Source organism: Occallatibacter sp., assembly GCF_036502485.1.
Lineage (GTDB): Bacteria > Acidobacteriota > Terriglobia > Terriglobales > Acidobacteriaceae > Telmatobacter.
The window spans coordinates 1-24,813 of record NZ_DASXYM010000116.1; the positions used below are offsets into that span (position 1 = coordinate 1).

The 24,813-nt window shown below is 60.9% G+C and carries 24 protein-coding genes; 14 read left to right on the top strand and 10 right to left on the bottom strand.

The annotated features are described in order from the left end of the window. Positions 1-582, top strand: a 582-nt coding sequence (locus tag VGL22_RS15315; protein ID WP_465267810.1) for a cytochrome c oxidase assembly protein, incomplete at its 5' end; no start/stop codon positions are given. A 5-nt stretch (positions 583-587) separates the two neighbouring features. Here the strand turns inward: VGL22_RS15315 and VGL22_RS15320 are convergent. Continuing rightward, complete coding sequence (locus VGL22_RS15320; RefSeq protein WP_465267811.1) at positions 588-2,033, bottom strand: APC family permease; 1,446 nt, start codon at positions 2,031-2,033, stop codon at positions 588-590. A 209-nt stretch (positions 2,034-2,242) separates the two neighbouring features. Between VGL22_RS15320 and sucC the strand changes: the two genes are divergently transcribed. From sucC to VGL22_RS15340, 4 genes are all read left to right on the top strand, one after another. Then, a complete protein-coding gene (sucC, locus tag VGL22_RS15325; RefSeq protein WP_465267812.1) occupies positions 2,243-3,418 on the top strand; it encodes an ADP-forming succinate--CoA ligase subunit beta in 1,176 nt (391 codons plus the stop codon). Between the two features lie 49 nt (positions 3,419-3,467). After that, entirely contained in the window at positions 3,468-3,830 is a 363-nt protein-coding gene (locus VGL22_RS15330; RefSeq protein WP_465267813.1) for a four helix bundle protein, read from the top strand. A 26-nt stretch (positions 3,831-3,856) separates the two neighbouring features. Beyond that, positions 3,857-4,732 (top strand): succinate--CoA ligase subunit alpha, encoded by an 876-nt coding sequence (gene sucD, locus VGL22_RS15335; RefSeq protein WP_465267814.1) that lies wholly within the window; start codon positions 3,857-3,859, stop codon positions 4,730-4,732. A 110-nt stretch (positions 4,733-4,842) separates the two neighbouring features. Next, positions 4,843-5,022, top strand: a complete 180-nt coding sequence (locus tag VGL22_RS15340; RefSeq protein WP_465267815.1) for a hypothetical protein — start codon at positions 4,843-4,845, stop codon at positions 5,020-5,022. 57 nt (positions 5,023-5,079) lie between these two features. Here VGL22_RS15340 and VGL22_RS15345 read toward each other — a convergent pair whose 3' ends face one another. After that, positions 5,080-5,517, bottom strand: coding sequence for a hypothetical protein (locus VGL22_RS15345; protein ID WP_465267816.1), 438 nt, complete (start codon positions 5,515-5,517; stop codon positions 5,080-5,082). Positions 5,518-5,633: 116 nt separating this feature from the next. On the opposite strand from VGL22_RS15345, the gene trpD reads away from it, so the two are divergent. The 4 genes from trpD (at position 5,634) to VGL22_RS15365 (ending at position 9,346) form a co-directional block, all read left to right on the top strand. Further along, positions 5,634-6,695 carry an anthranilate phosphoribosyltransferase gene (gene trpD, locus VGL22_RS15350; protein WP_465267817.1) on the top strand — a complete coding sequence of 354 codons (1,062 nt, stop codon included), beginning with the start codon at positions 5,634-5,636 and terminating at the stop codon, positions 6,693-6,695. 59 nt (positions 6,696-6,754) lie between these two features. Then, positions 6,755-7,504, top strand: coding sequence for an SIMPL domain-containing protein (locus VGL22_RS15355; RefSeq protein ID WP_465267818.1), 750 nt, complete (start codon positions 6,755-6,757; stop codon positions 7,502-7,504). A gap of 125 nt (positions 7,505-7,629) precedes the next feature. Continuing rightward, positions 7,630-8,340, top strand: a complete 711-nt coding sequence (locus VGL22_RS15360; RefSeq protein ID WP_465267819.1) for an SIMPL domain-containing protein — start codon at positions 7,630-7,632, stop codon at positions 8,338-8,340. A 190-nt stretch (positions 8,341-8,530) separates the two neighbouring features. After that, positions 8,531-9,346: a DODA-type extradiol aromatic ring-opening family dioxygenase gene (locus VGL22_RS15365; RefSeq protein ID WP_465267820.1), complete on the top strand. Its 816-nt coding sequence runs from the start codon at positions 8,531-8,533 to the stop codon at positions 9,344-9,346. 2 nt (positions 9,347-9,348) lie between these two features. On the opposite strand, the gene chrA is transcribed toward VGL22_RS15365, so the two are convergent. Genes chrA through VGL22_RS15380 form a run of 3 tightly spaced genes read right to left on the bottom strand, consistent with a single transcriptional unit; the run spans position 9,349 to position 11,490 of the window. After that, positions 9,349-10,491 carry a chromate efflux transporter gene (chrA, locus tag VGL22_RS15370; protein ID WP_465267821.1) on the bottom strand — a complete coding sequence of 381 codons (1,143 nt, stop codon included), beginning with the start codon at positions 10,489-10,491 and terminating at the stop codon, positions 9,349-9,351. Positions 10,492-10,497: 6 nt separating this feature from the next. Next, the gene (locus VGL22_RS15375; protein ID WP_465267822.1) at positions 10,498-10,947 is read right to left on the bottom strand and encodes a DoxX family protein; all 450 of its coding nucleotides are present in this window, start codon (positions 10,945-10,947) and stop codon (positions 10,498-10,500) included. A 45-nt stretch (positions 10,948-10,992) separates the two neighbouring features. Next, the gene (locus VGL22_RS15380; RefSeq protein ID WP_465267823.1) at positions 10,993-11,490 is read right to left on the bottom strand and encodes a glutathione peroxidase; all 498 of its coding nucleotides are present in this window, start codon (positions 11,488-11,490) and stop codon (positions 10,993-10,995) included. A gap of 421 nt (positions 11,491-11,911) precedes the next feature. On the opposite strand from VGL22_RS15380, the gene bamA reads away from it, so the two are divergent. The 3 genes from bamA to VGL22_RS15395 all read left to right on the top strand — a co-directional run bounded on the left by bamA (position 11,912) and on the right by VGL22_RS15395 (position 16,707). Beyond that, positions 11,912-14,776 (top strand): outer membrane protein assembly factor BamA, encoded by a 2,865-nt coding sequence (gene bamA / locus VGL22_RS15385; protein WP_465267824.1) that lies wholly within the window; start codon positions 11,912-11,914, stop codon positions 14,774-14,776. Positions 14,777-15,090: 314 nt separating this feature from the next. Continuing rightward, positions 15,091-15,729, top strand: coding sequence for an OmpH/Skp family outer membrane protein (locus VGL22_RS15390; RefSeq protein ID WP_465267825.1), 639 nt, complete (start codon positions 15,091-15,093; stop codon positions 15,727-15,729). 312 nt (positions 15,730-16,041) lie between these two features. After that, positions 16,042-16,707, top strand: coding sequence for an OmpH/Skp family outer membrane protein (locus VGL22_RS15395; protein ID WP_465267826.1), 666 nt, complete (start codon positions 16,042-16,044; stop codon positions 16,705-16,707). Between the two features lie 390 nt (positions 16,708-17,097). On the opposite strand, the gene lepA is transcribed toward VGL22_RS15395, so the two are convergent. Continuing rightward, positions 17,098-18,909, bottom strand: coding sequence for a translation elongation factor 4 (lepA, locus tag VGL22_RS15400; RefSeq protein WP_465267827.1), 1,812 nt, complete (start codon positions 18,907-18,909; stop codon positions 17,098-17,100). Between the two features lie 239 nt (positions 18,910-19,148). On the opposite strand from lepA, the gene VGL22_RS15405 reads away from it, so the two are divergent. Together VGL22_RS15405 and VGL22_RS15410 are read left to right on the top strand one after the other, a co-directional pair. After that, the gene (locus VGL22_RS15405) at positions 19,149-20,927 is read left to right on the top strand and encodes a lytic transglycosylase domain-containing protein (protein ID WP_465267828.1); all 1,779 of its coding nucleotides are present in this window, start codon (positions 19,149-19,151) and stop codon (positions 20,925-20,927) included. Between the two features lie 128 nt (positions 20,928-21,055). Continuing rightward, complete coding sequence (locus VGL22_RS15410) at positions 21,056-21,655, top strand: hypothetical protein (RefSeq protein WP_465267829.1); 600 nt, start codon at positions 21,056-21,058, stop codon at positions 21,653-21,655. A 252-nt stretch (positions 21,656-21,907) separates the two neighbouring features. On the opposite strand, the gene VGL22_RS15415 is transcribed toward VGL22_RS15410, so the two are convergent. The 4 genes from VGL22_RS15415 to fabZ all read right to left on the bottom strand — a co-directional run bounded on the left by VGL22_RS15415 (position 21,908) and on the right by fabZ (position 24,749). Beyond that, on the bottom strand, positions 21,908-22,444 hold the full coding sequence (locus VGL22_RS15415; protein WP_465267830.1) for a peroxiredoxin: 537 nt from the start codon (positions 22,442-22,444) through the stop codon (positions 21,908-21,910). Positions 22,445-22,587: 143 nt separating this feature from the next. Next, positions 22,588-23,454, bottom strand: coding sequence for an LpxI family protein (locus tag VGL22_RS15420; protein ID WP_465267831.1), 867 nt, complete (start codon positions 23,452-23,454; stop codon positions 22,588-22,590). A gap of 3 nt (positions 23,455-23,457) precedes the next feature. Then, entirely contained in the window at positions 23,458-24,228 is a 771-nt protein-coding gene (gene lpxA, locus VGL22_RS15425; protein ID WP_465267832.1) for an acyl-ACP--UDP-N-acetylglucosamine O-acyltransferase, read from the bottom strand. Further along, on the bottom strand, positions 24,225-24,749 hold the full coding sequence (fabZ, locus tag VGL22_RS15430; protein ID WP_465267833.1) for a 3-hydroxyacyl-ACP dehydratase FabZ: 525 nt from the start codon (positions 24,747-24,749) through the stop codon (positions 24,225-24,227). Before fabZ ends, lpxA begins: the two co-directional genes overlap by 4 nt. Positions 24,750-24,813 lie beyond the last annotated feature (64 nt).

Below are 24,813 nucleotides of genomic sequence, written 5' to 3' on the forward strand. Positions count from 1 at the left end.
GCGCCAACCGTGCCTCTTCTTCGCGGACTGCCGCGCCCCATCATCCGTCTGCTCTCACGGCCCTTTTTTCGCGCGCCATGGTTCCACGCGCTCTGCCGCTTCCTCACCCATCCCGTCTTTGCGTTTTTGGCGATGAATATCGCCTATCTCGGCTGGCATGTGCCGGCCATGTTTGAGCTAACGTTTCAGTCCGAGCAGATTCACGACTTCGAACACCTCTGCTTCTTTCTCACATCGACCGCGTTCTGGTGGGTGGTGCTGGCGCCGTGGCCTGCGCAGCCGCGCTGGCCGCGCTGGACCCTCATTCCCTATCTGCTGACCGCGGACATTCTCAACACGGTCCTCTCCGCCACTCTGACCTTCTCCAGCCACGTGCTCTACCCGTCCTACGCGCAGGCAGAGCGCATCACTTCACTGACACCCATGAAAGATCAGATCGCCGCCGGCGCGGAGATGTGGGTGCTCAACTCCATCGTGATGCTCACCCCTGCCGTGATCATCACTGCGCGCCTGTTGCAGCCCCGGGCGCTGCAAGGCCGGGTCGCGGAGCGTAGCAACGACGACCGTATTCACGCGGCCTAGGAAGCTCAGGCAGAGGCTCGCTTCGACCGTGCTCCTCTCCAGTAGAGGAACAGCCCTATAAGCACCGCCCCTGCAGTGCCGCCGATGAGCTTGATTTCGAAGTCGGCAGTTTCAGCGCCCCCGGGCGGCACAAACGAAAGGCCTATTCCCAGCAGAACGACGATAAAACCCAGTGCCCCGCACACCCACACGCCCAGTCTTCCCCCTGGTACCAGCACTGCATGGCTATTCTCGCTTCTATCCCGCCGCCCGGCCAGCTTGATCACCGCGGCAAACATATAGAGGAAGGGAATGAAGTAAAGGATGATGGCCGCATCAACGATTACCTGGTAAGCCGCGATCACAGACTGGGTGTGAATCTGGCTCAGGAGCAGGATGATGCCCGACAAACCCGCCTGTACCAGAATCGAAATCCACGGCGTCTTCCACTTGGGATGAATCTTGCCGAACGCTGCCGGCAAGTACCGGTCGATGCCCACCACAAACGGCACGCGCGCAATACCCGCAACCGTGCTGCCTACGCCGCCCGCATTGCCAAACGTGACCAGAATCGCCGCCAGCATGCCCAGGGCGCCCACCTTCAAGGCCACTGACCCGACCGTGATCGCGTGAAACACGCCGCTCTGCGGATCGATATCGCCCGCCGGCACCAGCGCCAGAATCGAAAAAGTCCCCGCGATATACATCAGCGCAATCAATGCTCCCGCTCCATACACCGCGCGAGGCAGAGTGCGTCGCGGATCTCGTACCTCTTCGCTCATGGCAGCCACAAGTTCAAGCCCGGTGAAGGCGAATGCGATCTGCGACCAGAAGTTCACCGTGTCCCAATTCAGCGTTGGCATCATGTTCCGCACCGTGAAATGCGTAGCGGAGCCGTGCGTAACCACCACAATCGCCGCCACCACTGCCAGGATCACCAGCGGCAAATACGTCCCCACGCCGCCCGCGTTCTGCAGCCACTTCCCAATGTTCAGCCCGATGATGTTCAGCCCCACCGCCACCAGCAGCAGCGCCAGAGACACAATCAGCAGGAACGTGCGGTTCTCCGCCAGCGCCACGCCGCGGCCGCCGATGATGTAAGCCGACATCGACGCCGATGCCAGCAAAAGCCCCGGAAAATAAAATACGGTGTAGATCCAATACGTCCAACCCGCCACAAAACCATGGAACGGCCCAAACGCCTCCTTGGCCCACGCATACAGCCCGCCTTCTTCCGGGAAGCGCGAGGACAGCTCGTTGATCACCAGCGCGCCCGGCACGAAGAAGAACACCGCTGCCAGCACCCACAGGCTGATGGACGAGGTCCCGTTGTGGCCCGCCGCCGCAATCCAGCGCGGCCCCAGCACCGTGGCGATGTTGAACAGCAGCACATCCCAGAAGCCCATCGTCTTGCGCAGTTGCGATTTGGTCGCGGCCCCATCAGGACCGGGCTCCGTTCTTGGATAGCTCATCTGTCACCTGCATCGGGCGGAATTTGCTGTCGGCATCATATAAGACGCACGCTTGCGCGGGCAGTGCCGCGTGCCCACTGGTGTTTGCCGCCCTTAAGGCGCGCCATTTATGATTTGCCTACCGCTGGCACGTTCCTGCACTGGCCGGACTTTTTGCGGCCAGGCTCTCCGAACCCCCAAATCTCAGCGGCCGTGGCGGTCCCAATCCAATGAAGATTCACGAGTATCAGGCGAAAGAAATCCTGGCGAAGTACGGCGTGCCCATTCCCAGGGGCGAAGTAGCCAACACCCCCGAAGAAGCAGCCGCAGTTGCGCGCCAGCTTTTCGCCCAGGGCGCATCGGGCGTTGTCGTCAAGGCGCAGATTCACGCCGGAGGCCGCGGCAAGGGCGGCGGCGTGAAGGTTGCCAAAAGCCGCGACGAAGCCGAGCAACACGTCCAGAAAATTCTCGGTATGCAGCTTGTCACTCACCAGACGGGCCCCCAGGGGCAGAAGGTCCGGCGCTTGCTCGTCGAGGAGACCGCGCAAATTGATCGCGAACTCTATCTCGGCATCGTCCTCGACCGCGCCACCGGCGAACTGGTGTTCATGGCTTCGCAGGCCGGCGGCATGGATATCGAAGAGGTCGCCGCCAAAACTCCTGAGGCCATCTTTAAGGAGAGAGTCGATCCCGCCGTCGGCTTTGGCGCATGGCAGGCGCGCAAGCTGGCCTTCGCCCTGGGCCTCAAGTCCACCCAGATCAATCAGGCCGTCGCCTTCTTCCAGAGCCTCTATCGGGCCACGCTCGAGACCGACGCTTCACTGGTCGAAATCAATCCGTTCATCACCACCAAAGACGACAAGCTTTTCGCTCTCGACGCCAAGATCAACTTCGATGACAACGCGCTCTTCCGCCATCCTGAGATCAAGGCGCTGCGCGATGTTGATGAAGAAGACCCGCTCGAAGTGGAGGCCAGCAAGTACTCGCTGAACTACATCAAGCTCGACGGCACCATCGCCTGCATGGTCAACGGCGCGGGTCTCGCCATGGCGACAATGGACATCATCCAGTACGCCGGCGGTTCGCCTGCCAACTTCCTTGACGTGGGCGGCGGCGCTACCCAGGAACAGATCGAGCACGCCTTCGAGATTCTGCTCAGCGACAAGAACGTCAAGGCCATTTTCATCAACATCTTTGGTGGCATCCTCCGCGTCGATCGCCTTGCCACCGGCGTCGTAGCCGCGGCGCGCAATCTGAATGTGCAGGTGCCTATCGTCCTTCGGCTTGAAGGAACCAACGTGGAAGAGGGCCGCCAGATCCTCAAGGACTCGGGCCTGAACTTCCAGGTAGGCGCAACCATGAAAGAAGCCGCCGACCTCGTTGTAAAGGCAGCTTCTAGCCGCTAGCTTCTAGCTCCTAGCTTCTGGCTGAATCCGGCTGAACTGGAGATTCGACTTGGCGCAAGATTTCCAGGACCTGATCGTTTGGCAAAGAGCGATGGAATTGGCTGTTTCCGTTTATGAATTAACAAGGACGTTTCCGAGGGAAGAAATCTACGGCATCACCTCTCAACTGCGACGAGCGAGCGTATCAATCGCCAGCAACATCGCGGAGGGTCGTGGGAGAGGCACAGATGGCGAGTTCAGGCAGTTTTTGAACATCGCTCAAGGATCCACTTATGAAGTTCAAACGCAGCTTTTATTGGCCAAGCGAATGAAGATCGGAGACGCGGTCTTGCTGACAAAGGCAGAGGCCCTTTGCATCGAGACTTCCAAGATGCTGGGAGCGTTTCTCAAGTCTTTTGGGGCTAGAGGCTAGAAGCTAGAAGCTAGGAGCTGTATTTCATGGCTGTTTTAGTAAACAACGACACGCGCCTCATCGTTCAAGGCATCACCGGCAAAGAAGGCACTTTCCACGCCAAAGGCTGCGCCGAATACGGCACCCATGTGGTCGGCGGCGTCACACCCGGTAAGGGTGGAACCACGCATGAGGGCTGGCCAGTCTTCAACACCGTGGCCGACGCCGTGAAAGAAACCGGCGCCAACGCCACCATGATCTTTGTGCCGCCGCCGTTCGCGGCCGACGCCATCCTCGAAGCGGAAGACGCGGGCATCCCGCTCATCGTCTGCATCACGGAAGGGATCCCGACACTCGATATGGTCAAAGTCTGGGCCAAGATCAAGAACTCGCAGTCGCGCCTCATCGGCCCCAACTGCCCCGGCGTCATCTCGCCCGGCAAAGCCAAAATCGGCATCATGCCCGGCCGCATCCACAAGGAAGGCAACGTGGGCATCGTCTCCCGCTCCGGCACGCTCACCTACGAGGCAGTGCACCAGCTCACGCAGCGCGGCATTGGCCAATCCACGGCCATCGGAATTGGCGGCGACCCCATCATCGGCACCACCCACATCGACGCGCTCAAGCTGCTCAATGAGGACCCCGGCACGGAAGCGATCATCATGATCGGCGAGATCGGCGGCACCAATGAAGAGAAGGCCGCGGCTTACGTCAAGGAGCACGTCAAAAAGCCGGTCGTCGGCTTCATCGCCGGCCAGACCGCGCCCCCCGGACGCCGCATGGGTCACGCCGGCGCCATCATCTCCGGCGGCGAGGGCACCGCATCCGGCAAAATGGACGCCATGCGCGAAGCCGGTATCCACGTCGTCGTCTCCCCGGCCGAAATGGGAGAAACCCTGGCCCGCGCCATCGGAAAAGCCTGAACTCTATCCCATCGCAAAAAAGGCCCGCCCCCGGGGTGAGCCTTTTTTGCTGAGCTGCCCAAGCGACAGGACCTTCGCTCAAGCGCATCCTAGCGCCCAGGAGAAGTCCCATGGCAGACGATCTGCACAAGCACAAAGCCACATCCCAGCAAGACGCACGCCTTCCCGCCACACAGCGCGAAAACATCGACGACGAACCGGAGGTGGACACCCACCACTCCGACACAGCCAAGGATACGAACGTGGTCCGCGGCGATGACCGCCCTCAATCCGTCCGTCACGGCGGTTAGCAGCCGGCGAAATCAAAGGCGCAGCAGATCCGCTGCGCCTTCCTGCTCCAGCCGGCTCTACGACGCGATCGCAAATTTGCCGTCGTGCTCTTCCTCCCGCGCATGTTCGCTGTTCCAGTCCGTCATGCCGACCACCGCGCTCTCGGCAAATCCGTTCCCGGTGAACACCTTCGAGGCCGTCGTGCCTTCAAACCCAAACACCTTCGGCACCATGAACGATGCTCCCGCAAACGCGGCATCCATCCGCCCGTGGGTTTCAAACGGGATCACCTTCTTCACTCCCAGCGGGTAATCGGTCAGCATCGATTCCACCAAGATGAATCCACCCGTCAGCAATGCCGCCGTCGCCGCGCGCGGCTGGTTCTTGCGCCACAACCATGCCATTCCAAAAAAGAACGCGGCGTGACAATAATCAATGATTCCGTGGGTGCGCGCGTCCACCACCTTGGGCATGTGGCTTTCCAGTTGTTCAACGGCTGCGCTCGTCAGGGTCATATATATCCTCCTTATACGCAGCGGTTAGATGCGAGACGCGCAACCGGGTAGCCCTGCGGTGCGGTTCCCTCTGAAACGAGCTTCCCGACAAGCCAACCCGCTATCATCAAATCAGAATGAGTCGAGTGAAAGATCTGCTGAAGCCTATGGCCGAAGATGGCGCGGCCCTCACCCGCGAGCAGGCCGCGGAGGTCCTCACCGAGATTCTCTCCGGCCAGGTCCCGGAGGTCGAAACCGCTGCTTTGCTGGCCGTCATGGCCACCCGTGGCGAGCAGGCAGACGAACTGGCCGGCTTCGTTCAGGTCATGCGCGACCGCTCCATCCCCGTTCCCCTCAGCGACGAAGAACGCGCCCAACTGGTCGACACCTGCGGCACCGGCGGCGGCGGCCCGCTCACCTTCAACATCTCCTCGGGAGCAGCCCTTGTCGCCGCGGCCGCCGGTGCAAAGGTCGCCAAGCACGGCAATCGCGCCGTCACCTCCCGCTGCGGCTCGGCAGATGTCCTTGAAGCCCTCGGCGTCCCCGTCACGCTCACTCCTGAACTTGCTGCCGAGTGCCTGCGCGCCACCAACTTCATGTTCCTCTTCGCGCCCCACTATCACCCGGCAATGAAGGCCGTCGCCCCGCTACGCAAAGCACTCGGCTTCCGCTCCATCTTCAACCTCTGTGGACCGCTCACCAATCCCGCCGGAGCCCGTGCTCAAGTGATCGGCGTGCTCGCTCCCAGCCGCGTCCTCCTTGTCGGCCGCACTCTCGCCGCTCTCGGCGCCAGCCGTGCCTTCGTCGTCCACGGCAGTGATGGCATCGATGAACTCACCACCTCGGGCGAGTCCGTCGTGGCCCGCATTGAGGAGAATCCCAACGGCGGCCCACCCCAGTTGAAGGCCGCCCGCATCACCCCGGAGATGGCCGGAGTTCCCCGCGCCCAGCTTGAGGATTTCACCGGCGGCGACGTCGCAACCAACGCGTCCCTGCTTTATGACGTGATCACCGGCATCCCCGGCGCGCGCCGCGACATCGTCGTACTCAACGCAGCCGCCGCCCTCGTCGCCGCCGGCCTCGCCGGCGATCTCAAAGAAGGCGTCGCCATGGGCAACGAAGCCATCGACTCCGGCCAGGCCGCCGCCACCCTCGCCAAACTCCGCCAGTTTGGCGAGAAACACTCGAGCGCCGCTTAATCTGATCCGTTGCTGGATCCCTGTGGTACGCTTTCGCTGAATCTCAGCGAGGCTCTTCCATGCGAATCTCACTTCAGTGGGTCGCCGTGTGTGCGTGCGTGGTGTCCCCCGTCTGCCTGGCGGCGCAGACCTTTCAGATAAATCGCGAAAACAAGACCATCGCCATCAGCACCACAGACGAGGCAACCACCACGGCGGATATCGCGGCCGTGACCGTAGGCTTTGAGGTATTCGGGCCGGACGCAGAAACCACATACGCGGAAGGCGGCAAGCTGTCCCGTACCGTTCTCGAGTCCCTGCACAAAGGCGGTATCGAAAACAGAAGCATTGAGAGTTCCGGTCAAGGACTGCAGCGCAACACCGAATTCGATGATAAGGACAAGCCGGAGCAGCGCGCCAGGAAGCAATTCGTGATGCGTCAGTCCTGGCAGGTAAGTGTATCCCCGGAATCCGCCGGCACCGTCATCCGAAACGCTGTCGCCGCCGGAGCGAATCAGAGCGGGGCCATCGATTGGAGACTCTCAGATCGGAAGGCTCTCCAGGCAAAAGCGGCTGAGGCAGCGCTAATGAAAGCGCGCGACGTGGCCAGCCGCATGGCCGAAGGACTTCACGTCAAATTGGGTCCGCTGTTATACGCGAGCAATGAGACGCCCAACGTGAGGCTCTTCATGCCGCGCGCGGGTCTGGTTCTGAATACAGAGTCCGCATCGGTTGCCAGCGCAGTCCAACTGCCTTTACCCACGCTGGAAATTCGACCTCAAACAGTTAGGGAAGAGGCGACTGTATACGCCGTGTTTTCGATTGAGTAGGGAGCGAGAGCATCACACCACCCTCGCCAGACTCCGCCAGCTTGGCGAAAAATACAACGCAAGCTGACCCGCGCCGCGCGTTCTATCCTGTACCCGGATCCCCCGGGACACAGGAGAAGATCACCATGCGCTTTTATCCCAATTGTTTCCTCGCCGTCACGTTCGTCTTCGGAACGCTTTCGTACGCGCAGTTCCCCGGCCAGGTGGAACTCAAAATTGAATCATCCAACCGCACGCTCACTGTGAACGCCCAGGCAGAAGTCACAGCCGATCCAGACACCGCCATCCTGAACATCGGTTTTGAGACCAATCCCTCTGACGCGCAATCGGCCTACGCCGAAGGAACGCGAACCTCGAACGCGATCATCGCCGCCGTCAAACAGGCCGGCGTGTCTGAAAGCGCCATCCACAGCGAGACCCAGCACCTCGATCGCGACTACTCGGTGCCCAAGTCGCACAAATTCAAGTTGGTCCAGCAGTGGACCGTGAAGACCGACCCCGCGCACGTAGCCCAGGTTCTCGACGCTGCTGTCACGGCAGGCGCCTCCGTGAGCGGCGAGATCGAATGGACCGTCAAGGATCCTGCCGCACTCGATGCCCAGGCGCTCGAAAATGCCGCCACGCGCGCAAAAGACGATGCCGCCGCCCTCGCCAAAGGAATGGGAGTTCGCCTCGGAGCACTCGTTTATGTGTCCAGAATCGGCGAGCCGCAGGTCATGCCGATGCGTGGCCGCGTGATGGCCATGGCCAAGACGCAGAACGACCAGCCGCTCGCCATCGAGCCGGGCAAGGTCACCCGCACCGCCACAGTCTCCGCCGTTTACTCCATCGAGTAATTGCAGCCCACGGCAGCGCTGATTGCGGTGCGAAGCGGTGGATAGCGCAGTGCTCGTCGGCTCCGCACGGACCGAGGACCTTCGCTGAATCTACGAGGAACTCCGTCGCATCCGAGTGCTAGAGTCCGTGTGGCTGTGTCCCGCGCCGGCCATGCCGATTCCGCAGCAGCCGCAATGAGGAGCAGCCGCAATGAGCGACAACCCAGCCCGCCAGCCCACGATCTTCATCCCCCACGGTGGAGGCCCCTGCTTCTTCATGGACTGGACCTGGGGGCCGCCCGACACATGGCATCCGACGCAGCGATTCCTTGAAACTCTGCAGGACTCGCTGCCCACTACGCCGAGCGCGCTGCTGGTTATCAGCGGGCACTGGGAGGAGGCTGGGTTCACGGCCGGCGCCGTTGAGAAACCTGACCTGATCTTCGACTACTCCGGCTCCCCACCTCACACATATGAGTTAACCTGGCCGGCCCCAGGCGATCCGGAACTGGCTGCCCGGGTTGCCAAAATGCTGCGCGAGGCCGGACTACCCGCCGGCCTGAGCCAGACCCGCGGCTGCGACCACGGCGTCTTCGTGCCGCTAAAGGTGGCGTTTCCTGATGCCCGCATCCCGGTAGTGCCACTCTCGCTCGATCGCGGCCTCGACCCGGAACTGCACCTCCAGGCGGGACGCGCCCTGGCTCACCTGCGCGATGAAGGCGTGCTCATCGTGGCCAGCGGCATGAGCTTTCACAACCTGCGCGCTTATCTACGGCCGGAGACCTCGGAGCCCGCGGCGGCCTTCGACGCCTGGCTGACCAGCGCCGTTGAGTCTCCTGCGCCGCAGCGAAACGAGATGCTGCGCTATTGGCAAAACGCTCCGTTTGCCTCCTTCGCGCATCCTCGGCCTGAGCATCTGATCCCGCTGATGATCGCGGCCGGCGCCGGCGGAAACGCGCCGGGAAAGCGAGTGTTCCGTGACGAGCCGATGGGTGCGGCAATCAGCGCGTTTCGCTTCGATGGCTGACCCTAGCGAAACCCACCATGAAGCAGGAGCCCCGCCAGTCCTCCGCCAACAATCAGCCACGTCGCATTCAGCTTGAACCGCAACAGCAGTGCGGCGCAGATCAGCGCGATGGCCCAGGTCCACGCGTCCACCAGCGCCGCGCGTCCCAACGCGTACGTGACGGTCGCCATCAGCGCCACTGCCGCCGCGTTCACTCCATCCAGAAATCCCGCCAGCACCGGAGATTTGCGCAGGTGCCCCGCCATCGCGCCCACCAGCCCCGCCAGCACAAAGGACGGCAGAAAAATCGCCAGGGTCGCGACCACCGCCCCCGCGTACCCGTGCAGCAGATATCCCAGAAACGTCGCGGTCGCGAACAACGGCCCCGGCGTCAACTGCCCCGCCGTAATGGCGTCGAGCAACTGCGCCTTCGTCACCCAGTGCAGCCGGTCAACAAGATCGGCTTGCAAAAACGCCAGCAATACGTAACCCGATCCGAACACCACCACGCCCAGCTTCAGAAACAGCAGCATGATCGGCACCAGCCCCGGCGCCGCAGCCGACACACCGGCCGTACCAAAAAACGATGGAACCGCCAGCGCCCAGCCCGCCCTGCCCCGGTGCTGACGCTGCACAGCCTGCGCCGCAAACAATCCACCCGCCAGCAGCAGGACAACAATAGGCGTTGCTCCCGCCACATTCGCCGCGATGCAAAGAAGCCCGGCAACCGCCAGCGTCCATGTCCTCAGGGCCATCCGGCCCAGGCGCCAGATCGCATGCGCAATGATCGCCACCATTACCGGCTTCGCTCCGTAGAGCAAGCCCTGCGCCTGCGCCAGGTGTCCATAGCGGACGTAAGCCCACGCCAGAGCCAGCGTGCACAGCGCCGCGGGAGTGATGAAGCATACTCCTGCAATGGCTAGCCCCGCCCAGCCCCCGCGCACGTAGCCCAGCGCCATCGCCACCTGCGTCGAACTCGGTCCAGGAAGCAGGTTGCATGACCCCAGCAGATCCAGAAAGCGCTCGCGCGTGATCCAACCGCGGCGCTCCACTGCTTCGGTCTCCATCAGGGCAATGTGCGCCGCCGGGCCGCCAAAACCCGTCAGACCAAGGCGCAGAAAGAATCCAAACAGCTCCCTAACGCCGGCCTGCGCTCGCCTTGCCATCGCCGCTTACCGACGCTGCCACCACGGCCGCGGCCGCCCAAAGCGCACCCCGGAATCCGTGACAAGCGCCACCAGGCAGAACAGCATCGCCAGGTCCGTTCGTGCTTCATGCACAAACCCCAGCACGCCCGTATGCGCCGCGCTCTTCGCCACGCCGAAATGCCACACGCTGTGCCCCAGCAAGATCGGCACCTTGGTCGTCACCAGCGCAGTCACAATCACACACAGAAGCAGAACCGCGGCCTCCCCTGTATAAAGATTCAGGATCACGGCGGCCCCGGAGATGATCTCGACGAACCCAACCGTGGGGCCAAGCACATGCGCAGCCGGCAGTCCGATACGCGCGAAACGGCCCGCCCCCAGCTCCTCCGGCTGCAGGAACTTGAGAATACCCTCCGTCAAGAACACAATCCCAACAATCAGCCGGACCAGCAGCAGCGGAACATTGCGGCGCATTCAACCCTCGCGTGCATTCTACAGGTCGCCCGTTAGCCGCTCCGTCTAAGGCTTCTTCAACAACAAGTCGATCATGTCCCGCAGCTTCGACGGATCGGTATTCGGAGCATACCGCCCCATCACGTTTCCCTCACGATCCACCAAAAACTTCGTGAAGTTCCACAGGATCCTGCGCGTTCCGAAAAACCCGCGCCGCGCCGCCGTCAAAAATCGGAACACCGGGTGCGCCTGGGCGCCATTCACATCCACTTTCGCGAACACCGGGAAGCTCACGCCGTAATTGCGCTCACAGAAGGCTGCAATTTCAGCCGCCGAGCCAGGCTCCTGGTTCCCGAACTGGTTCGAGGGAAACGCCAGCACCTCAAATCCGCGTGGATTGAATTCGCGATATAGCTGCTCCAGCGCGCCGTACTGCGGCGTGAAGCCGCATTTGCTGGCGGTGTTCACTATCAGAAGCACACGGCCGGAAAAGTAGGACAGTTTCAGCGGCTGACCGTCCAGCTTTTGCGCCGTGATGTCGTAAAGTGGGGAATTCTCAGCCACAGGTCCGATTCCTCGCAACCATGAGGATGTCATGTTCGGGCGTGCTGCGTCTAAGCTCCGTACGACACAAAACAGCGGAAGTTCGACGCGGCGGGTCGCAAGGCCGGTGGCGTCCGTTAGACTGGGGGCTGGGTTCTTTTATGCCTGGTTCCAGGCTGGCGGCGCAGGTTCTGCATCCATGCGCTGCCTGGAAACGCAGCCTCCCACCTTCAACACCGGTCGGGGCCGGTTTGGGCGGGATGGGCGCGGTCCAATATAATCGAACTTTCCGCTAGGGCAGAACCAGATTCTTTCGAGCAATGAGGGTGTGCATATTCTTCCCGTGAACTTGAACCATCGACCGCACCAGCATGATGTGCGCTCGCCGAAGGGATTTCCCACGGTGAAGATGCGACACATTCTTTCAGGCAGGGCCCTTCGGATGGCGGGCAGGGCAGCGTGTGCTCTGCTGCTTCTCGTTGTCGTCTTTTCTTCCGCTGCTGTCCTGGCGCAAGGTTCCCAGACCATCGAGCAGATTCGCGTCATCGGCAATCGCCGCATTCCCAAAGAAACCGTATTGGCCCGCCTTTTTACCCACGTCGGCGATCAGTATGACCCCGTCTCCGTCGAGCGCGACTTCAACTCCCTCTGGAACACCGGCTACTTCGAAAACCTCCGCATCGAGCGCGAAGACACTGAAAAGGGCGTCATCCTGAACGTCTATGTGAAGGAGAAGCCCACCATTCGCGAGGTCAATTACAAGGGCCTGAACTCGTTTTCTCAGTCCGATGCGCTGGACCGCTTCAAGAAGGAGAAGGTCTCCATTTCGGTGGAGAGCCAGTACGATCCCACCAAGGTCAAGCGGGCTGAAGCTGTCTTGCGCGCGATGCTCGCCGAGCACGGCCACCAGTTCGCCACCATCAAAACTGAAGTCAAGAACATCCCGCCCGCATCCGTACAGGTGAACTTCAACATCAAGGAAGGACCCACCGTGAAGGTGGGCCAGATTCGCTTCACCGGCAACGAGCACATCAGCTCTCTGGTGCTTCGTCGCTCCATGAAGAACCTCAAGCCGGTCGGCATCCCTTACTCACTCTTCCTTGAGAACCTGTTCCCCAAGACCTTCGACTCCTCCAAGCTCGAAGAAGACTCCGAACGCGTGCGCCAGGCCTACCGCGACAAAGGCTATGCCAATGCCGCCGTCGAAGAGCCCAAGACCCAGATCCGCGACGTAGGCGGCCTCAACTGGTTCACCTTCCGCCCCCGCAAAGGCAAGCGCATCGACATCCTGATGCCCATCGAAGAGGGCGCGCGCTATCACCTCGGCAGCATCACCTTCACTGGCTACAAGGCCTTCAACAACACTCGGGCCATGCGCGCGCAGTTCCCCATCAAGGATGGCGAATACTTCAACGCGACCGACATGAGTAAGGGCCTTGAAAACCTCAAGAAGGCCTATGGCCAGCTCGGCTACATCAACTTCGGCGCCATCCCGCGCCCCGAGTACGACGAGCAGAAGAAGACCGTCTCCTGGGTCATCGACATCGATGAGGGCAAGCAGTTCTACGTCTCGCGTATCGAGTTCCAGGGCAACACCATCACCCGCGACCGCGTCATCCGTCGCGAACTGCTCCTTGACGAAGGGCAGGTCTACAACTCTCAAGCCTGGGAGTACAGCCTGCTGCGCCTTAACCAGCTCGAGTACTTCGAGCCCCTCAAGGTGGAAACCGACTCGGAAGCTCACCAGGATCCCGATGCCGGGACCGTCGACCTCCTTCTCAAAGTGAAGGAGAAGGGCAAGAACTCGATCGGCCTTAATGGCGGCGTCAGCGGCCTCTCCGGGGCTTTCCTCGGCGTGAACTATCAGACCAATAACTTCCTTGGCCTGGGCGAGACACTGAGCCTGCAGGGCAACCTCGGTAACGTAAGCCGCAACTTCACGTTCGGCTTCTCGCAGCCCTACATTCACAATCGTCCGCTCAACCTCGGCTTCCAGCTTTTCAATCAGAAGCAGGACTATAACGCCGCCAAGAACTACCAGGCCACGAGCGGGACAGCGGTAAATCTCAGTCAGGCGCAGCAGTCCCTGGTGCAGAACTACAACCAGTCATCGACGGGCTTGAATTTCAGCGTCAACTATCCGCTGAAGAAGCACTCTTTCCAGCGGCTCGGCTTTACTTACTCGCTGACCAAGTCCGACATTCAGGCCTTCAGCACAGCCTCGCAAACCTTCTTCCAGACCATCAGCTTCCGGTCCGGGATCCAGGGATCCAACGCGCTCAACGGCATCGTCAACAGCTCGGCGTCGTTCAGCTACATGTACAACACCGTGAACAATCCTCTGCGTCCGCGCTCGGGCAGGGAAATCACGGGAGTGTTCCAGTTTGCCGGCATCGGCGGCAACCTGCGTTACATCTCGCCGCTTGTAGCCTATAAGAGCTTCACGTCCATGCACTACCTCACCCCTTCGCAGACCGGGCGCAACGTGTTCGGATTCCGTGCCCAGCTCGGTTACATCCAGGGTTTTGGCGGCGACGTGGCTCCTCCCAACAACCGCTTCTACTCCGGCGGCGAAGCTGAATTGCGCGGCTTCGATGTCCGTGGCGCCACACCGTACGGCTATGTTCCCAATCGCGCCACCGTCCGGCTCACCAATCCTGACGGCAGCTGCGTTCCGCGCGATCCCAACAATCCGCAGCTCAATCAGTGCATCGACGTTCCCATTCCGGTCTACGGCATCGCCTCCGTTGGCGGCGATACCAACCTGATCACCAATGCGGAATACCGCATTCCCATTGCCGGACCGGTCACCTTTTCGTTCTTTGACGACTTCGGCATCGACGCCGCTCTCAACAAGGGCCAGCTCAAGCAGAGCCCGGAAGGCTTCGCCTCGCTCACCGCCCCGCTCTACGGCTGCCCCGTCTACAACAACGGCTCCTGCCAGGGAGGAATCCCCGGCTCCCAGGTCGGATTCCAGAAGGACATCCACCCCGTTGCCGGAACCAACTTTGTGCCGCGCATGTCGCTGGGCGCCGAGCTCTCGGTCATCATGCCGATCATCAACGCTCCCTTCCGGCTCTACTTCGCCTATAACCCGCTCCGCCTCTACGAGCGGCCTTATTGCAACCAGGGCCTCTCAAATGGCAAGAACCAGAGCTGCTCGGCCCAGCTGATCACAAGGGACCTCTTCCCGCCGGGCGGCGCAGGCGACTATACCTGGCAGCAGGCCATCCAGGGCTACGGTGCCCAGAACGTATTCCGTGAACCCCGCAAAACCTTCCGCCTCACCGTCTCCACCACGTTCTAGAAACAGGGAGTAGGGAATAGGAAATCGGGAGTAGAAATCGAGGCCGCTCGCAAGAGCGGCCTCACCGCTTCCCGGAGCCTTACCCTCCGCCCCTGCGGTACCTATTCCCCTACTCCCTTCCGGTCCCTTCCCTACTCCCCGCTCCCTGTCTTATAATCAGAAACAGTTCCTGCCCCTGTGAGTATCGAGTCTTTTCCTGCCTGTACCTTCCGGTGCAAAGCCTGAACAAGAAGATTCAACCTCAGGCAGAAAAACGGCTCCGCTGTGTCTTGAGCGTGCCAGCGGCCGGAATCCAGAAGGAGTTTTCCATTCGCATGAAGCGTGTCGCTATTCTTGCCGCCGTCGTCGCCTCGGGCTTTGCCCTCGGCGCCGCTGCTCAAACCCCCGCCGTGAGCGCCACTGCCGGTGCTCCCAAGGTCGGTGTGATCGCCTTCCAGGCTGCAGTCACCGCTACCAACGAGTTCCAGCGTGACTTCGGCGACCTCCAGAAGAAGTTCGAGCCCCAGCGCAGCCAGCTCAAAGGCCTCTCCGATGAGGTCGACTCCCTGACCAAGCAGTTGCAGAGTCAGAGCGCCTCTCTCAGCGATGGCGACCGGGCCGCCAAGGCCAAGGCCCTCGATGACAAAAAGAAGCAGGCCCAGCGCATTGCTGAGGACGCACAGAACGACTACCAGCAGGCCATGCAGGAAACCTTTGGCAAGGTCGCGCAGAAGGTCGACGATGTCCTGAACAACTACGCCAAGGAGCAGGGCTTCACCGTCGTCATTGACGCCAGCGAAGGCCAGCAGCAGGCTCCGCTCGTTCTCTACGCGGCTCCTTCGAGCGACATCACCAAGCCCGTGGTCGACGCCTACAACGCCAAGTCTGGCGTCCCCGCTCCCCCGGTTGAAGCGCCCGCGCCCAATGCCCCTAAGGCGGCTCCGAAGGCCGCTCCCAAGGCGCCAAGCAAGTAGAGACTGGTCGCACCAAATCAGCAGCAACAGGGCCGCTCACATCGAGCGGCCCTGTTGCTGCTGCCTGCCTTGGCTCCTGTCATTTCCTATTCGCAATTGCCTATTCCCATCCCCCTCCCTCCCACCACTCGCTGCGCTATAATCCTTCCTAGTTCCTGGTCCTCTCCTTTTGTGGCTTCTTCTGCGCCGCGCCGTCCGGTATGGGACGTCCCAGAGAAGAAAAATCTGCGGAGATGGGCATGAGACCTGCTCGCGCGCGCAACGGCCGGCAAGCCAAAGGACCGAAAGCATGAAGGAGTTTCCAAGCTGAACATGAAGCGCTCGATTGTCATTGCTGCTCTTATGGCCGCCGGTCTTGGTTTGACGTCTGCCGCACAAACGCCCGCCACCGCTCCCGCCACCACGGCCTCGGCGCCGGCCGGCCCCACCAAGATCGCCGTCATCGCGTTCCAGGTAGCCGTGGGCCAGACCAATGAGTTCCAACGAAACTTCGCTGATCTGCAGAAGAAGTGGGAGCCCAAGCGCCAGGAGCTCAAGAAGCTGAGCGACGATATTGATGCTTCTTCCAAGTCGTTGCAGACCCAGGGAACCACCCTCAGTGATGGGGAGCGCGCCAGCCGCGCCAAGCAGATCGACGATAAAAAGAAGCAGCTTGACCGCTCCGCCGAAGAGGCGCAGAACGATTTTCAACAGGAGATGCAGGAGCTCTACTCCGGCACGGCTTCCAAGGTCTACGATGTGCTTTCGACCTACGCCCAGCAGAATCGCCTCACCCTGGTACTCGACGTAGCCGGTCAGCAGACCCCTATCCTCTTCGCCCTGCCTTCCATGGACATCACCAAGCCGGTCATTGAAGCGTACAACTTGAAGTCCGGCGTCCCGGCGCCTCCACAGGGCACGCCCGCCGCACCGACTCCTGCCGGTCAGACTCCCCGTCCCACCACTCCCAAGCCCCCCGCAGGTCCTAAAGGCAATTAAGGCTGTCCAGGCCGGATCCGCACCTGCGATCCGGCCCCTCCGTCTCGTCCCCGGATCCGCTTTTAAGTCCCGCTCACGCTCTCTCCGGACCAAAATTTCTTTTGCGCCCAAAGAGCCAAGGCAACCTTTGTAAAATAGGAGCTTTTCTGTGGAAAATTCTGTGGAAAGAACTAGGCAACCCTTTAAAGAATTGTTAATTTGAGGGCTTGTCAAAAGGGGAGTGCGTCTGCTATATCCTGTAAGTCTATTATTTTCATATGAAAACAGATAATCTCTGGCCTTCTTGCAACCCCACCTGCAAAATGTACCTGGTTGAGTTCAGAAAGACGCTTTCCACAGGCGCGTGTGAATGGAAATTAATGCGGGTGATAGAAATCAGCGCTAGAGCCCCTATTTTTGTTGATCTTCGCCCACCCGAAGAACCGCCAGGAATGCCTCTTGCGGGATGTCCACTTTGCCGATCCTCTTCATCCGCTTCTTGCCTTCCTTCTGCTTCTCCAGTAGCTTCCGTTTGCGCGAAATGTCCCCGCCGTAGCACTTGGCCAGGACGTTCTTGCGCAGCGCAGTCACCGTCTCCCGAGCCACAATCTTTGAGCCGATAGCCGCCTGGATGGCTACCTCGAACTGCTGCCGCGGAATCAACTCCCGCATCTTCGCCACCAGCGCCTTCCCGCGCTCGTAGGCAAAATCCCGATGCACGATAATGGATAGCGCGTCCACCGGCTCGCCGGATACCAGAATGTCCATCTTCACCATCGGCGAAACCCACTCGCCGGCAAGCTGATAATCCAGCGAAGCGTACCCCCGGCTAATCGACTTCAGCCGGTCGTAGAAGTCAAGCACGATCTCATTGAGCGGCAATTCGTAGGTCAGCAACACCCGCGTGGGGGTCACATATTCGAAATTGACCTGCTTGCCTCGCTTCTCCTCCACCAGTTTCAGAATCCCGCCCACATACTCTTCGTTGGTCAGGATCTGCGCGCGGATGATCGGCTCCCGGATCGCTTCGATATTCGTCGGCTCCGGCCACCGTGATGGATTATCTACCTCGACTACCGACTCATCCGTGAGCGTAATGTGATAGCGCACGCCCGGCGCCGTGGTGATCAGGTCCAGCTCGTACTCGCGTTCCAGGCGCTCCTGGATGATCTCCATGTGCAGCAGACCGAGAAACCCGCAGCGAAATCCGAACCCAAGCGCTTCTGAGCTCTCTGGTTCGAAGAAGAAGGACGAGTCATTCAGCCGCAGCTTCTCGAGCGCATCGCGCAGCATCGTGTGCTCGTGCGAGTCCACCGTGTAGAGCCCCGCGAACACCATTGGCTTGATGTCTTCAAACCCGGGCAGTTGCCCCCCGGCTGGCCGCTCGTCGTCCGTGACCGTATCGCCAATCTTGGTATCGCTCACGGTTTTAATGGTGGCTACAAAGAACCCCACCTCGCCCGCGGTGAGCTCCCCGATCTCCACCGGCTTGGGCGTCAGCACGCCCAGCGATTCCACATCGAAGGCCTTGGCGATCGACATCAACCGGATGCGCTGCCCCTTCCGCATCGTGCCCTGCATCACCCGCACAAGAACGATCACGCCGCGGTATGGGTCGAACCATGAATCGAAGATCAAAGCCTGCAGCGGCGCATCGGGATTCGCATTCGGCGGCGGCAGCCGATGCACAATCGCTTCCAGCACCTCGTCCACGCCAATACCCGTCTTCGCGCTTACCGGGATCGCATCGGTAGCGTCCAGCCCAACCGCCTTCTCAATCGCCTCCTGCGTGCGCAGAATATCGGCCGAGGGCAGGTCAATCTTGTTGATGACGGGAATGATTTCAAGTCCGTGATTGATGGCCAGGTAGGCATTGGCCAGCGTCTGCGCTTCCACGCCCTGGCTTGCATCCACCACCAGCAGCGCGCCCTCGCATGAGGCCAGCGAGCGCGAGACTTCGTAACTGAAATCCACGTGCCCCGGCGTGTCGATCAGGTTCAGCTGATACGTCACGCCGTCCTTCGCCTTGTACATCATGCGCACAGCGTGTGCCTTGATGGTGATGCCGCGCTCGCGCTCCAGGTCCATCGCGTCCAGCACCTGCGCCTGCATCTCGCGCTGCGTCAGCGATCCGGTCAGTTCAAGCAGACGATCGCTTAACGTCGACTTGCCGTGGTCGATATGGGCAATGATGGCGAAATTGCGTATGAGGCGTGCGTCCATTTGCGAGTGGCGGGAACTTCTTCCAGCGCTTTCTTCGGAGGTCAAAAACGGCAGCGCGGAGGGCGCACCCAAAAGCGCGCCAGGCCAAATCTGCAAGTCCGCCGCGGCGAACCGCTACCTCATAGCTTATCATCGGCTAAGGGTTTAACTTCCACCTATGGAGTCATCCTGCCGCGCGAAATGCCGCGGCGCTGTTCAGCATGGTGTTCACTCGATATCGCTGCTTCGCATGCGCTGCATTGGCCTTGTTGCTGGTGGGGTGCGATCCTTCGCAGAAGAATAGTCCGCAGATTGCGCCGCAGGCCACCGCGCCTGAAGTCAAAGAGGCTTTACCGCAGCCTCAGCAGCCCGCCGCGCCTTCCGCGCAGGCCCTCCACCAGCAGCAGATTCAGCAACTCATTGAGCGCGTCAACAAAGCCTATGCCGCCGGCGATGCCGCCTACCGCCGCGGCCGCCTCATTGAAGCCAAAGCCGAGTTCGACAGCGCTGTCGACATCATGTTGTCCAGCGGCATCGACATCAACAGCGATCCCGTCCTCAAAGACCAGTTCGACCGCATCGTCGACCAGGTCAACGCCCTTGAGATGGAGGCGCTCAAAGTGGGCAACGGATTCGTGCCCAAGGTCGAGGCCACCCCCGCCGAGGCAGCCAGCGACATCACCTTTGAAGCCAACCCCGACATTCAAGCCAAAGCGAAAGCCGAACTCGCCACGACCAAGTCGGACCTCCCCCTCATGGTCAACGAGTACGTCGCCTCCTTCATCAACTTCTTCGCCAACTCGCAGCGCGGCCACAACACCCTGCTCCATTCCTTCCAGCGCGCCGGCCGCTATCGCAACATGATTCAGCGCGTCATGGCGGAAGAAGGCGTCCCCCAGGACCTCATTTACCTCGCCGTTGCTGAGTCCGGCTTTCAGCCCCGCGCCGTCAACGGCAAATCCGGCGCCGGTGGCATGTGGCAGTTCATGCCCCGCGGCGATTACGGCCTCAGGCGCAACGGCTACGTCGACGAGCGCTTCGATCCAGAAAAATCCACGCGCGCCTACGCCCGTTACATGAAGTACTTATATGGCCAGCTCGGCGACTGGTACCTCGCCATGGGTGCCTACGACTGGGGCGCCGGCAACATCCAGCGCGCCGTGCAAAAGACCGGCTACGCTGATTTCTGGGAGCTCTACAAACGCCACAACCTGCCCGGCGAGACCCAGAACTACGTCCCTGAGATCCTCGCCGCCATCATCATCGCCAACAACCCCCATCAGTACGGCTTTGACGAAATCACTCTTGACCCGCCCGTCCTCACTGATACCGTCACCCTCAATTACTCGGCGGACCTGCGCCTCGTGTCTGATCTCATTAATGCGCCGGTCGATGAGATCATGGCCCTCAATCCCAGCCTTTTGCGCATGACCACCCCGCCTGATGCCGCATTTGATCTGCACCTGCCCGCCGGCACCTCCGGCCTCTTCCAGCAGCGCATCGCCGCCATCCCTGACAGCAAGCGTGATCAGTGGCGCTATCACCGCGTCACCGCCGACGACACCCTCGAGACCATCGCGCACACCTATCACGTCTCCATCTCCGAACTCGCTGAGGCCAACCAGTTAACTCAGGGCGAAAGCCTCTCAGGCATTGAAGCCGTTGTCGTGCCCGTAGCACCCGCTGCCGCGCCCGCCGCGCACACGGTCACTTACACGGCTCGCCGCGGAGACACGCTGGTCTCCATCGCTGATCGCTTCGGCGTCTCCCTCGATCAGCTTCGCCGCTGGAACAAGATCCCCTCCGGCACCCGCGTCACGCCCGGCCAGAGACTGCACGTCGCGGAGCCTGTTGCCGCGCGCAGCACGCGCGCTCACCGTCGCCGCACCACCATCACCGCGGAAGATCTGCATCCGCACAGTAACCATGCGGGTAAAAGCAGCTCCCATTCAGCCGGCGATTCGCCTTCGCATACTGCGTCTTCATCCAAAACGAAGCACGCCACCCACGCAAAGAATTCGTCGAAGAAGCAAAAATAGACGTGGTGCCTCACTCAACACTTGTCTTTTGATAGCCATTGCTGCAAGCTATTGCTACAATTGCTCCGCATGCGGAGCAACGTGAGCCGCAGCAATGAATACAGCGCCGAGCCGCTGGAGGCAATGCGATGGATGAAGTGTTCAGAATGTATGCAATGAGTGCAGACGACGACAACACTGAGCCCGCCGAACTCGACGACGATCGGGACGACGAGGACTTGGACGACGAAGAAGACGAAGAAGTCGAAACCTCCAGCGTACTCACCTCTTCTGACGATGACGAAGGTGTGATGGAGGAACCCTCGGCCGAAACCGAATCGAAACCAGCCGCTCCCAAAAAGGCCGCTAAAAAAGCTCCCGCAAAAAAAGCAGCCAAAAAAGCTCCCGCAAAAAAGGCAGCCAAAAAAGCTCCCGCCAAAAAGGCAGCGGCTAAAAAGGCGCCTGCGAAAAAAGCTGTGGCCAAAAAGGCCGCAAAGAAGTCCGCCGCAAAGAAGTCTGGCGCGAAGGGCGGAAAAGCCGCAAAGAAGACCGCGGCTAAGAGCGCTAAAAAAACCACGCAAAGAGGTAAACCGTTGGCAGTTAAGAAAGCAGCAAAGAAGGCGCCCGCCAAGAAGGCAGCAGCGAAGAAAGCTCCTGCAAAGAAGGCTCCGGCGAAGAAGGCAGCCGCCAAGAAGGCCCCCGCAAAGAAGGCCGCAAAGAAGGCGCCTGCGAAGAAGTCAACCAAGTAGTTCCGGCAACAAACAGGCAAGCAAAAGAGCCCGGCATCGCGCCGGGCTTTTTTGCGTCTGCAATTCCCGGCACAGGCGCGGAGTCCTGAATCTGTATATCGATCGGGCGTGGGGCGTTGTCGCCTTTGCTTTTTCTCTGTCATTCCCGCCAGGGAATCTGCTGTTGGCCTCTGCGTCCAAAGGCGCCCTCGGCCGCAGCAAACGCAAAAAGGCCCGCCAGCGCGGGCCGTTTTGCCGGGCAGGGAATCCGCCCTACTTCTTCATCTCATTCAGCGCTGCCAGCACTTCGTCCGAGTGCACCCGCGGGTCTACCTTCGTCCACACCTTAACGATCTTGCCCTCAGGATTGATTAGAAACGTGTTCCGCTGCGCGATCGTCATCTCGCCAAAGTGTCCCAGCGAGCCGTACTCGTCCACAACTTTATGATCCGGATCCGCAAGCAGCCGGAACGTCAGACCTTCCTTCGTGCAAAACTGCTTGTGGCTGTCGGGTGTGTCCACGCTCACGCCTACAATCACCGCACCGGCCGCTTCATACTTCGAAAGGTCGCGCTGAAAATTGTGCGCCTCCACCGTGCAGCCCGGCGTCATGTCCTTGGGATAGAAGTACAGCACCACCCACTTGCCTTTAAAGCTGTCGAGAGAAATCTGCGAGCCGTCCTGCGACGGAAGCGTAAACGTTGGCGCAGCCTGGCCCGCGGCGGGCATCGCCTGGTCGGCCGCATGCAAATACGCAGAACCGCCGGCCATCAGCGCAGCGGCACAAACAGACAAAACGAATCTCTTCATGGGAGAACCTCCGGGTTTTTGCGAGAGACATGGGATCAGGGCCGGGGAAATGATTCGGAGCTCCACTCGCGTCGAGGGCTCCACTCTGTCTGCACACATGCTAACGCGGCCCCGCACATCTCGCCCGGATATTTTGCCTGCCTCTACTCCGCTTGCGGCACGCCCACAATCGCGATGTTCTCTTCTGCAGCCCTCCGCAACAACGCCTCGCGATCAAACAACAGTGTGCGCCCCACCTCAACCGACAAGCACGTCGCCCCCGCGCGCACCATCGCCTCCACCGTCCGCATTCCAATCACCGGCACATCAAACCGCATATCCTGCTTGGGCTTTGCCACCTTTACCACCGTGAGATGACGCCTGAGCGTCGAAACCTCACCCGCCTCCTCTTCCTCCAGCGACCGCATCAGCAACCCCGCACGCTCAATCGCCGCATCGGTTCCTTCCATCGCTTCCACGGCCACGCACGCCTGAGCCGCTACCACCACGGTCTGCCCAATGTCGAACCCTGCCACCGCCCGCGCCACGCCCAGCCCGTACTCGACGTCCTTGCGTTCCTCGTCATCCGGCCCACGCGCCGTGAGTACGCCTTCCCCGGCCAGCAGCGGCTCCAAAAAGGCCGTCGAGCTGATCAGCTCGATCCCTTCATCGCCCAGCACCTTGGCTACAGCCCCCAGCAGCATATCGGTATTGCGCGTCCTCAGATTGAGCAGCAATTTAGCCAGTCGCCAATCCGGCCGGATCGACGAAAAGATCTGCTTGTGCTTCACCTGGCCGCCCATCACGGCCTGCGTCACGCCTTCCTTGTGGAAGGTATCGATCAGCTTCGACAGCTCTCCCAGCGACAGCCAATGCACCGTAACGCCCGCATCCGCCTTGGCGCGGTCCTCGATCCCAAGATCGGTTTCTTCGCGAATCGCCGCCACCGTCACGGAGAGCCCCTGCGCGCGCGCGGCCTCCAGAATCAAAAACGGAAATCGCCCATTCCCCGCAATCAGGCCGAGCTTCATCGTTTACTTGATCACCCCGCGCTGGCTGCGCTCGATAAAATCCGCCACCACCCGGGCATTCTCGCCCTCCAGCGCGCGGATCTTTTCCACGGCCTGCGTCGTATTCAGCCGCGAATTCAGCAGCAGCCGGAACGCCTTCTGCAGCGTGTTCAATTGTTCCGGCGTGAACCCCCGCCGCGTCAGACCGATTTTGTTCATCCCGAATGCCTTGTTCTCGCGCCGCGACGACGTCAACGAATAGGGCAGCACATCCTGCGTCACAATCGTCCCGCCCCCGATAAACGCGTACTGCCCCACCGTGCAGAATTGGTGCACCGGTGAGAACGCCCCCACGCTCGCGTAGTCCTCAATCGTCACATGGCCCGCGAGCGTCGCCGCGTTGGCCAGAATGCAGTGACTGCCCACATAGCTGTCATGGCCAATATGCACATAGGCCATCAGCAGGTTATTCGAGCCCACCCGCGTAAGGCCGCCCCCCTTCACCGTTCCGCGGCTGATCGTCACGCACTCGCGGATGGTGTTGTCATCGCCGATCTCGGTCTCGGTCGCCTCGCCCGCGTACTTCAGATCTTGGGGCGCCACACCCACGCATGCAAACGGATAGATCGTGTTCCGCGCACCCACGCGCGTCCGCCCATCCACCACCACGTGTGACACCAGCGTGCATCCGTCCCCCAGCACCACCTCCGACCCGATCGTGCAGTACGGGCCCACCGTGCAGGATTCGGCGATCACTGCTCCCGCCGCCACAATCGCGCTGGGATGGATGCTCACTCTGTGCTCGTTACGGCTGCCGCCGCCGCTGCCACTGCGGCCGGGTCGGCTTCTGAGGCGGGATCCGCCGCCGGCTTGGGCTCGCTCTCCCGCTGCACCACGGCGCAGGTCAGCACCGCTTCGCAGGCAATCTTGCCGTCCACATACGCCTTGCCCTCAATGCGCCCCGCACGCGAACGGAACGCCAGCACATCGATCTCAATCCGCAGCTGATCGCCCGGCGTCACCGGCTGCCGAAACTTGGCGCGCTCAATGCCGGTAAACACCACCAGCTTTTCATGGCGATCCGGCAATTCGTGCATCATGATGATCCCGCCCGCCTGCGCCATCGCCTCAATCACCAGCACTCCCGGCATAATCGGATGCCCGGGAAAGTGGCCCTGAAAAAACGGTTCGTTGATCGTCACATTCTTGATCGCTACGCATCGCTTGCGCGGCTCGAATTCAACGATCCGATCGATCAGCAGAAACGGATAGCGGTGAGGAAGTAAGCCCAGGATCTCCTGGATATCGATCGTCATTCTCTGGCTCCGCGAGCAATGCGCAAACCGCACGGCGCTCGTCAGGATTATAGCGAACGGCGCT

Excerpts from the sequence above, each read along its gene's own strand:
- VGL22_RS15340 (WP_465267815.1), top strand. The coding sequence starts at position 4,843 with ATGGCAGACGATCTGCACAAGCACAAAGCCACATCCCAGCAAGACGCA.
- VGL22_RS15415 (WP_465267830.1), bottom strand. The coding sequence starts at position 22,444 with ATGAAGAGATTCGTTTTGTCTGTTTGTGCCGCTGCGCTGATGGCCGGC.
- sucD (WP_465267814.1), top strand. The coding sequence starts at position 3,857 with ATGGCTGTTTTAGTAAACAACGACACGCGCCTCATCGTTCAAGGCATC.
- VGL22_RS15390 (WP_465267825.1), top strand. The coding sequence starts at position 15,091 with ATGAAGCGTGTCGCTATTCTTGCCGCCGTCGTCGCCTCGGGCTTTGCC.
- VGL22_RS15420 (WP_465267831.1), bottom strand. The coding sequence starts at position 23,454 with ATGAAGCTCGGCCTGATTGCGGGGAATGGGCGATTTCCGTTTTTGATT.
- sucC (WP_465267812.1), top strand. The coding sequence starts at position 2,243 with ATGAAGATTCACGAGTATCAGGCGAAAGAAATCCTGGCGAAGTACGGC.
- bamA (WP_465267824.1), top strand. The coding sequence starts at position 11,912 with ATGGCGGGCAGGGCAGCGTGTGCTCTGCTGCTTCTCGTTGTCGTCTTT.
- trpD (WP_465267817.1), top strand. The coding sequence starts at position 5,634 with ATGAGTCGAGTGAAAGATCTGCTGAAGCCTATGGCCGAAGATGGCGCG.
- VGL22_RS15320 (WP_465267811.1), bottom strand. The coding sequence starts at position 2,033 with ATGAGCTATCCAAGAACGGAGCCCGGTCCTGATGGGGCCGCGACCAAA.
- lepA (WP_465267827.1), bottom strand. The coding sequence starts at position 18,909 with ATGGACGCACGCCTCATACGCAATTTCGCCATCATTGCCCATATCGAC.
- VGL22_RS15395 (WP_465267826.1), top strand. The coding sequence starts at position 16,042 with ATGAAGCGCTCGATTGTCATTGCTGCTCTTATGGCCGCCGGTCTTGGT.
- chrA (WP_465267821.1), bottom strand. The coding sequence starts at position 10,491 with ATGGCAAGGCGAGCGCAGGCCGGCGTTAGGGAGCTGTTTGGATTCTTT.
- fabZ (WP_465267833.1), bottom strand. The coding sequence starts at position 24,749 with ATGACGATCGATATCCAGGAGATCCTGGGCTTACTTCCTCACCGCTAT.
- VGL22_RS15355 (WP_465267818.1), top strand. The coding sequence starts at position 6,755 with ATGCGAATCTCACTTCAGTGGGTCGCCGTGTGTGCGTGCGTGGTGTCC.
- VGL22_RS15375 (WP_465267822.1), bottom strand. The coding sequence starts at position 10,947 with ATGCGCCGCAATGTTCCGCTGCTGCTGGTCCGGCTGATTGTTGGGATT.
- VGL22_RS15360 (WP_465267819.1), top strand. The coding sequence starts at position 7,630 with ATGCGCTTTTATCCCAATTGTTTCCTCGCCGTCACGTTCGTCTTCGGA.
- VGL22_RS15365 (WP_465267820.1), top strand. The coding sequence starts at position 8,531 with ATGAGCGACAACCCAGCCCGCCAGCCCACGATCTTCATCCCCCACGGT.
- VGL22_RS15345 (WP_465267816.1), bottom strand. The coding sequence starts at position 5,517 with ATGACCCTGACGAGCGCAGCCGTTGAACAACTGGAAAGCCACATGCCC.
- VGL22_RS15410 (WP_465267829.1), top strand. The coding sequence starts at position 21,056 with ATGGATGAAGTGTTCAGAATGTATGCAATGAGTGCAGACGACGACAAC.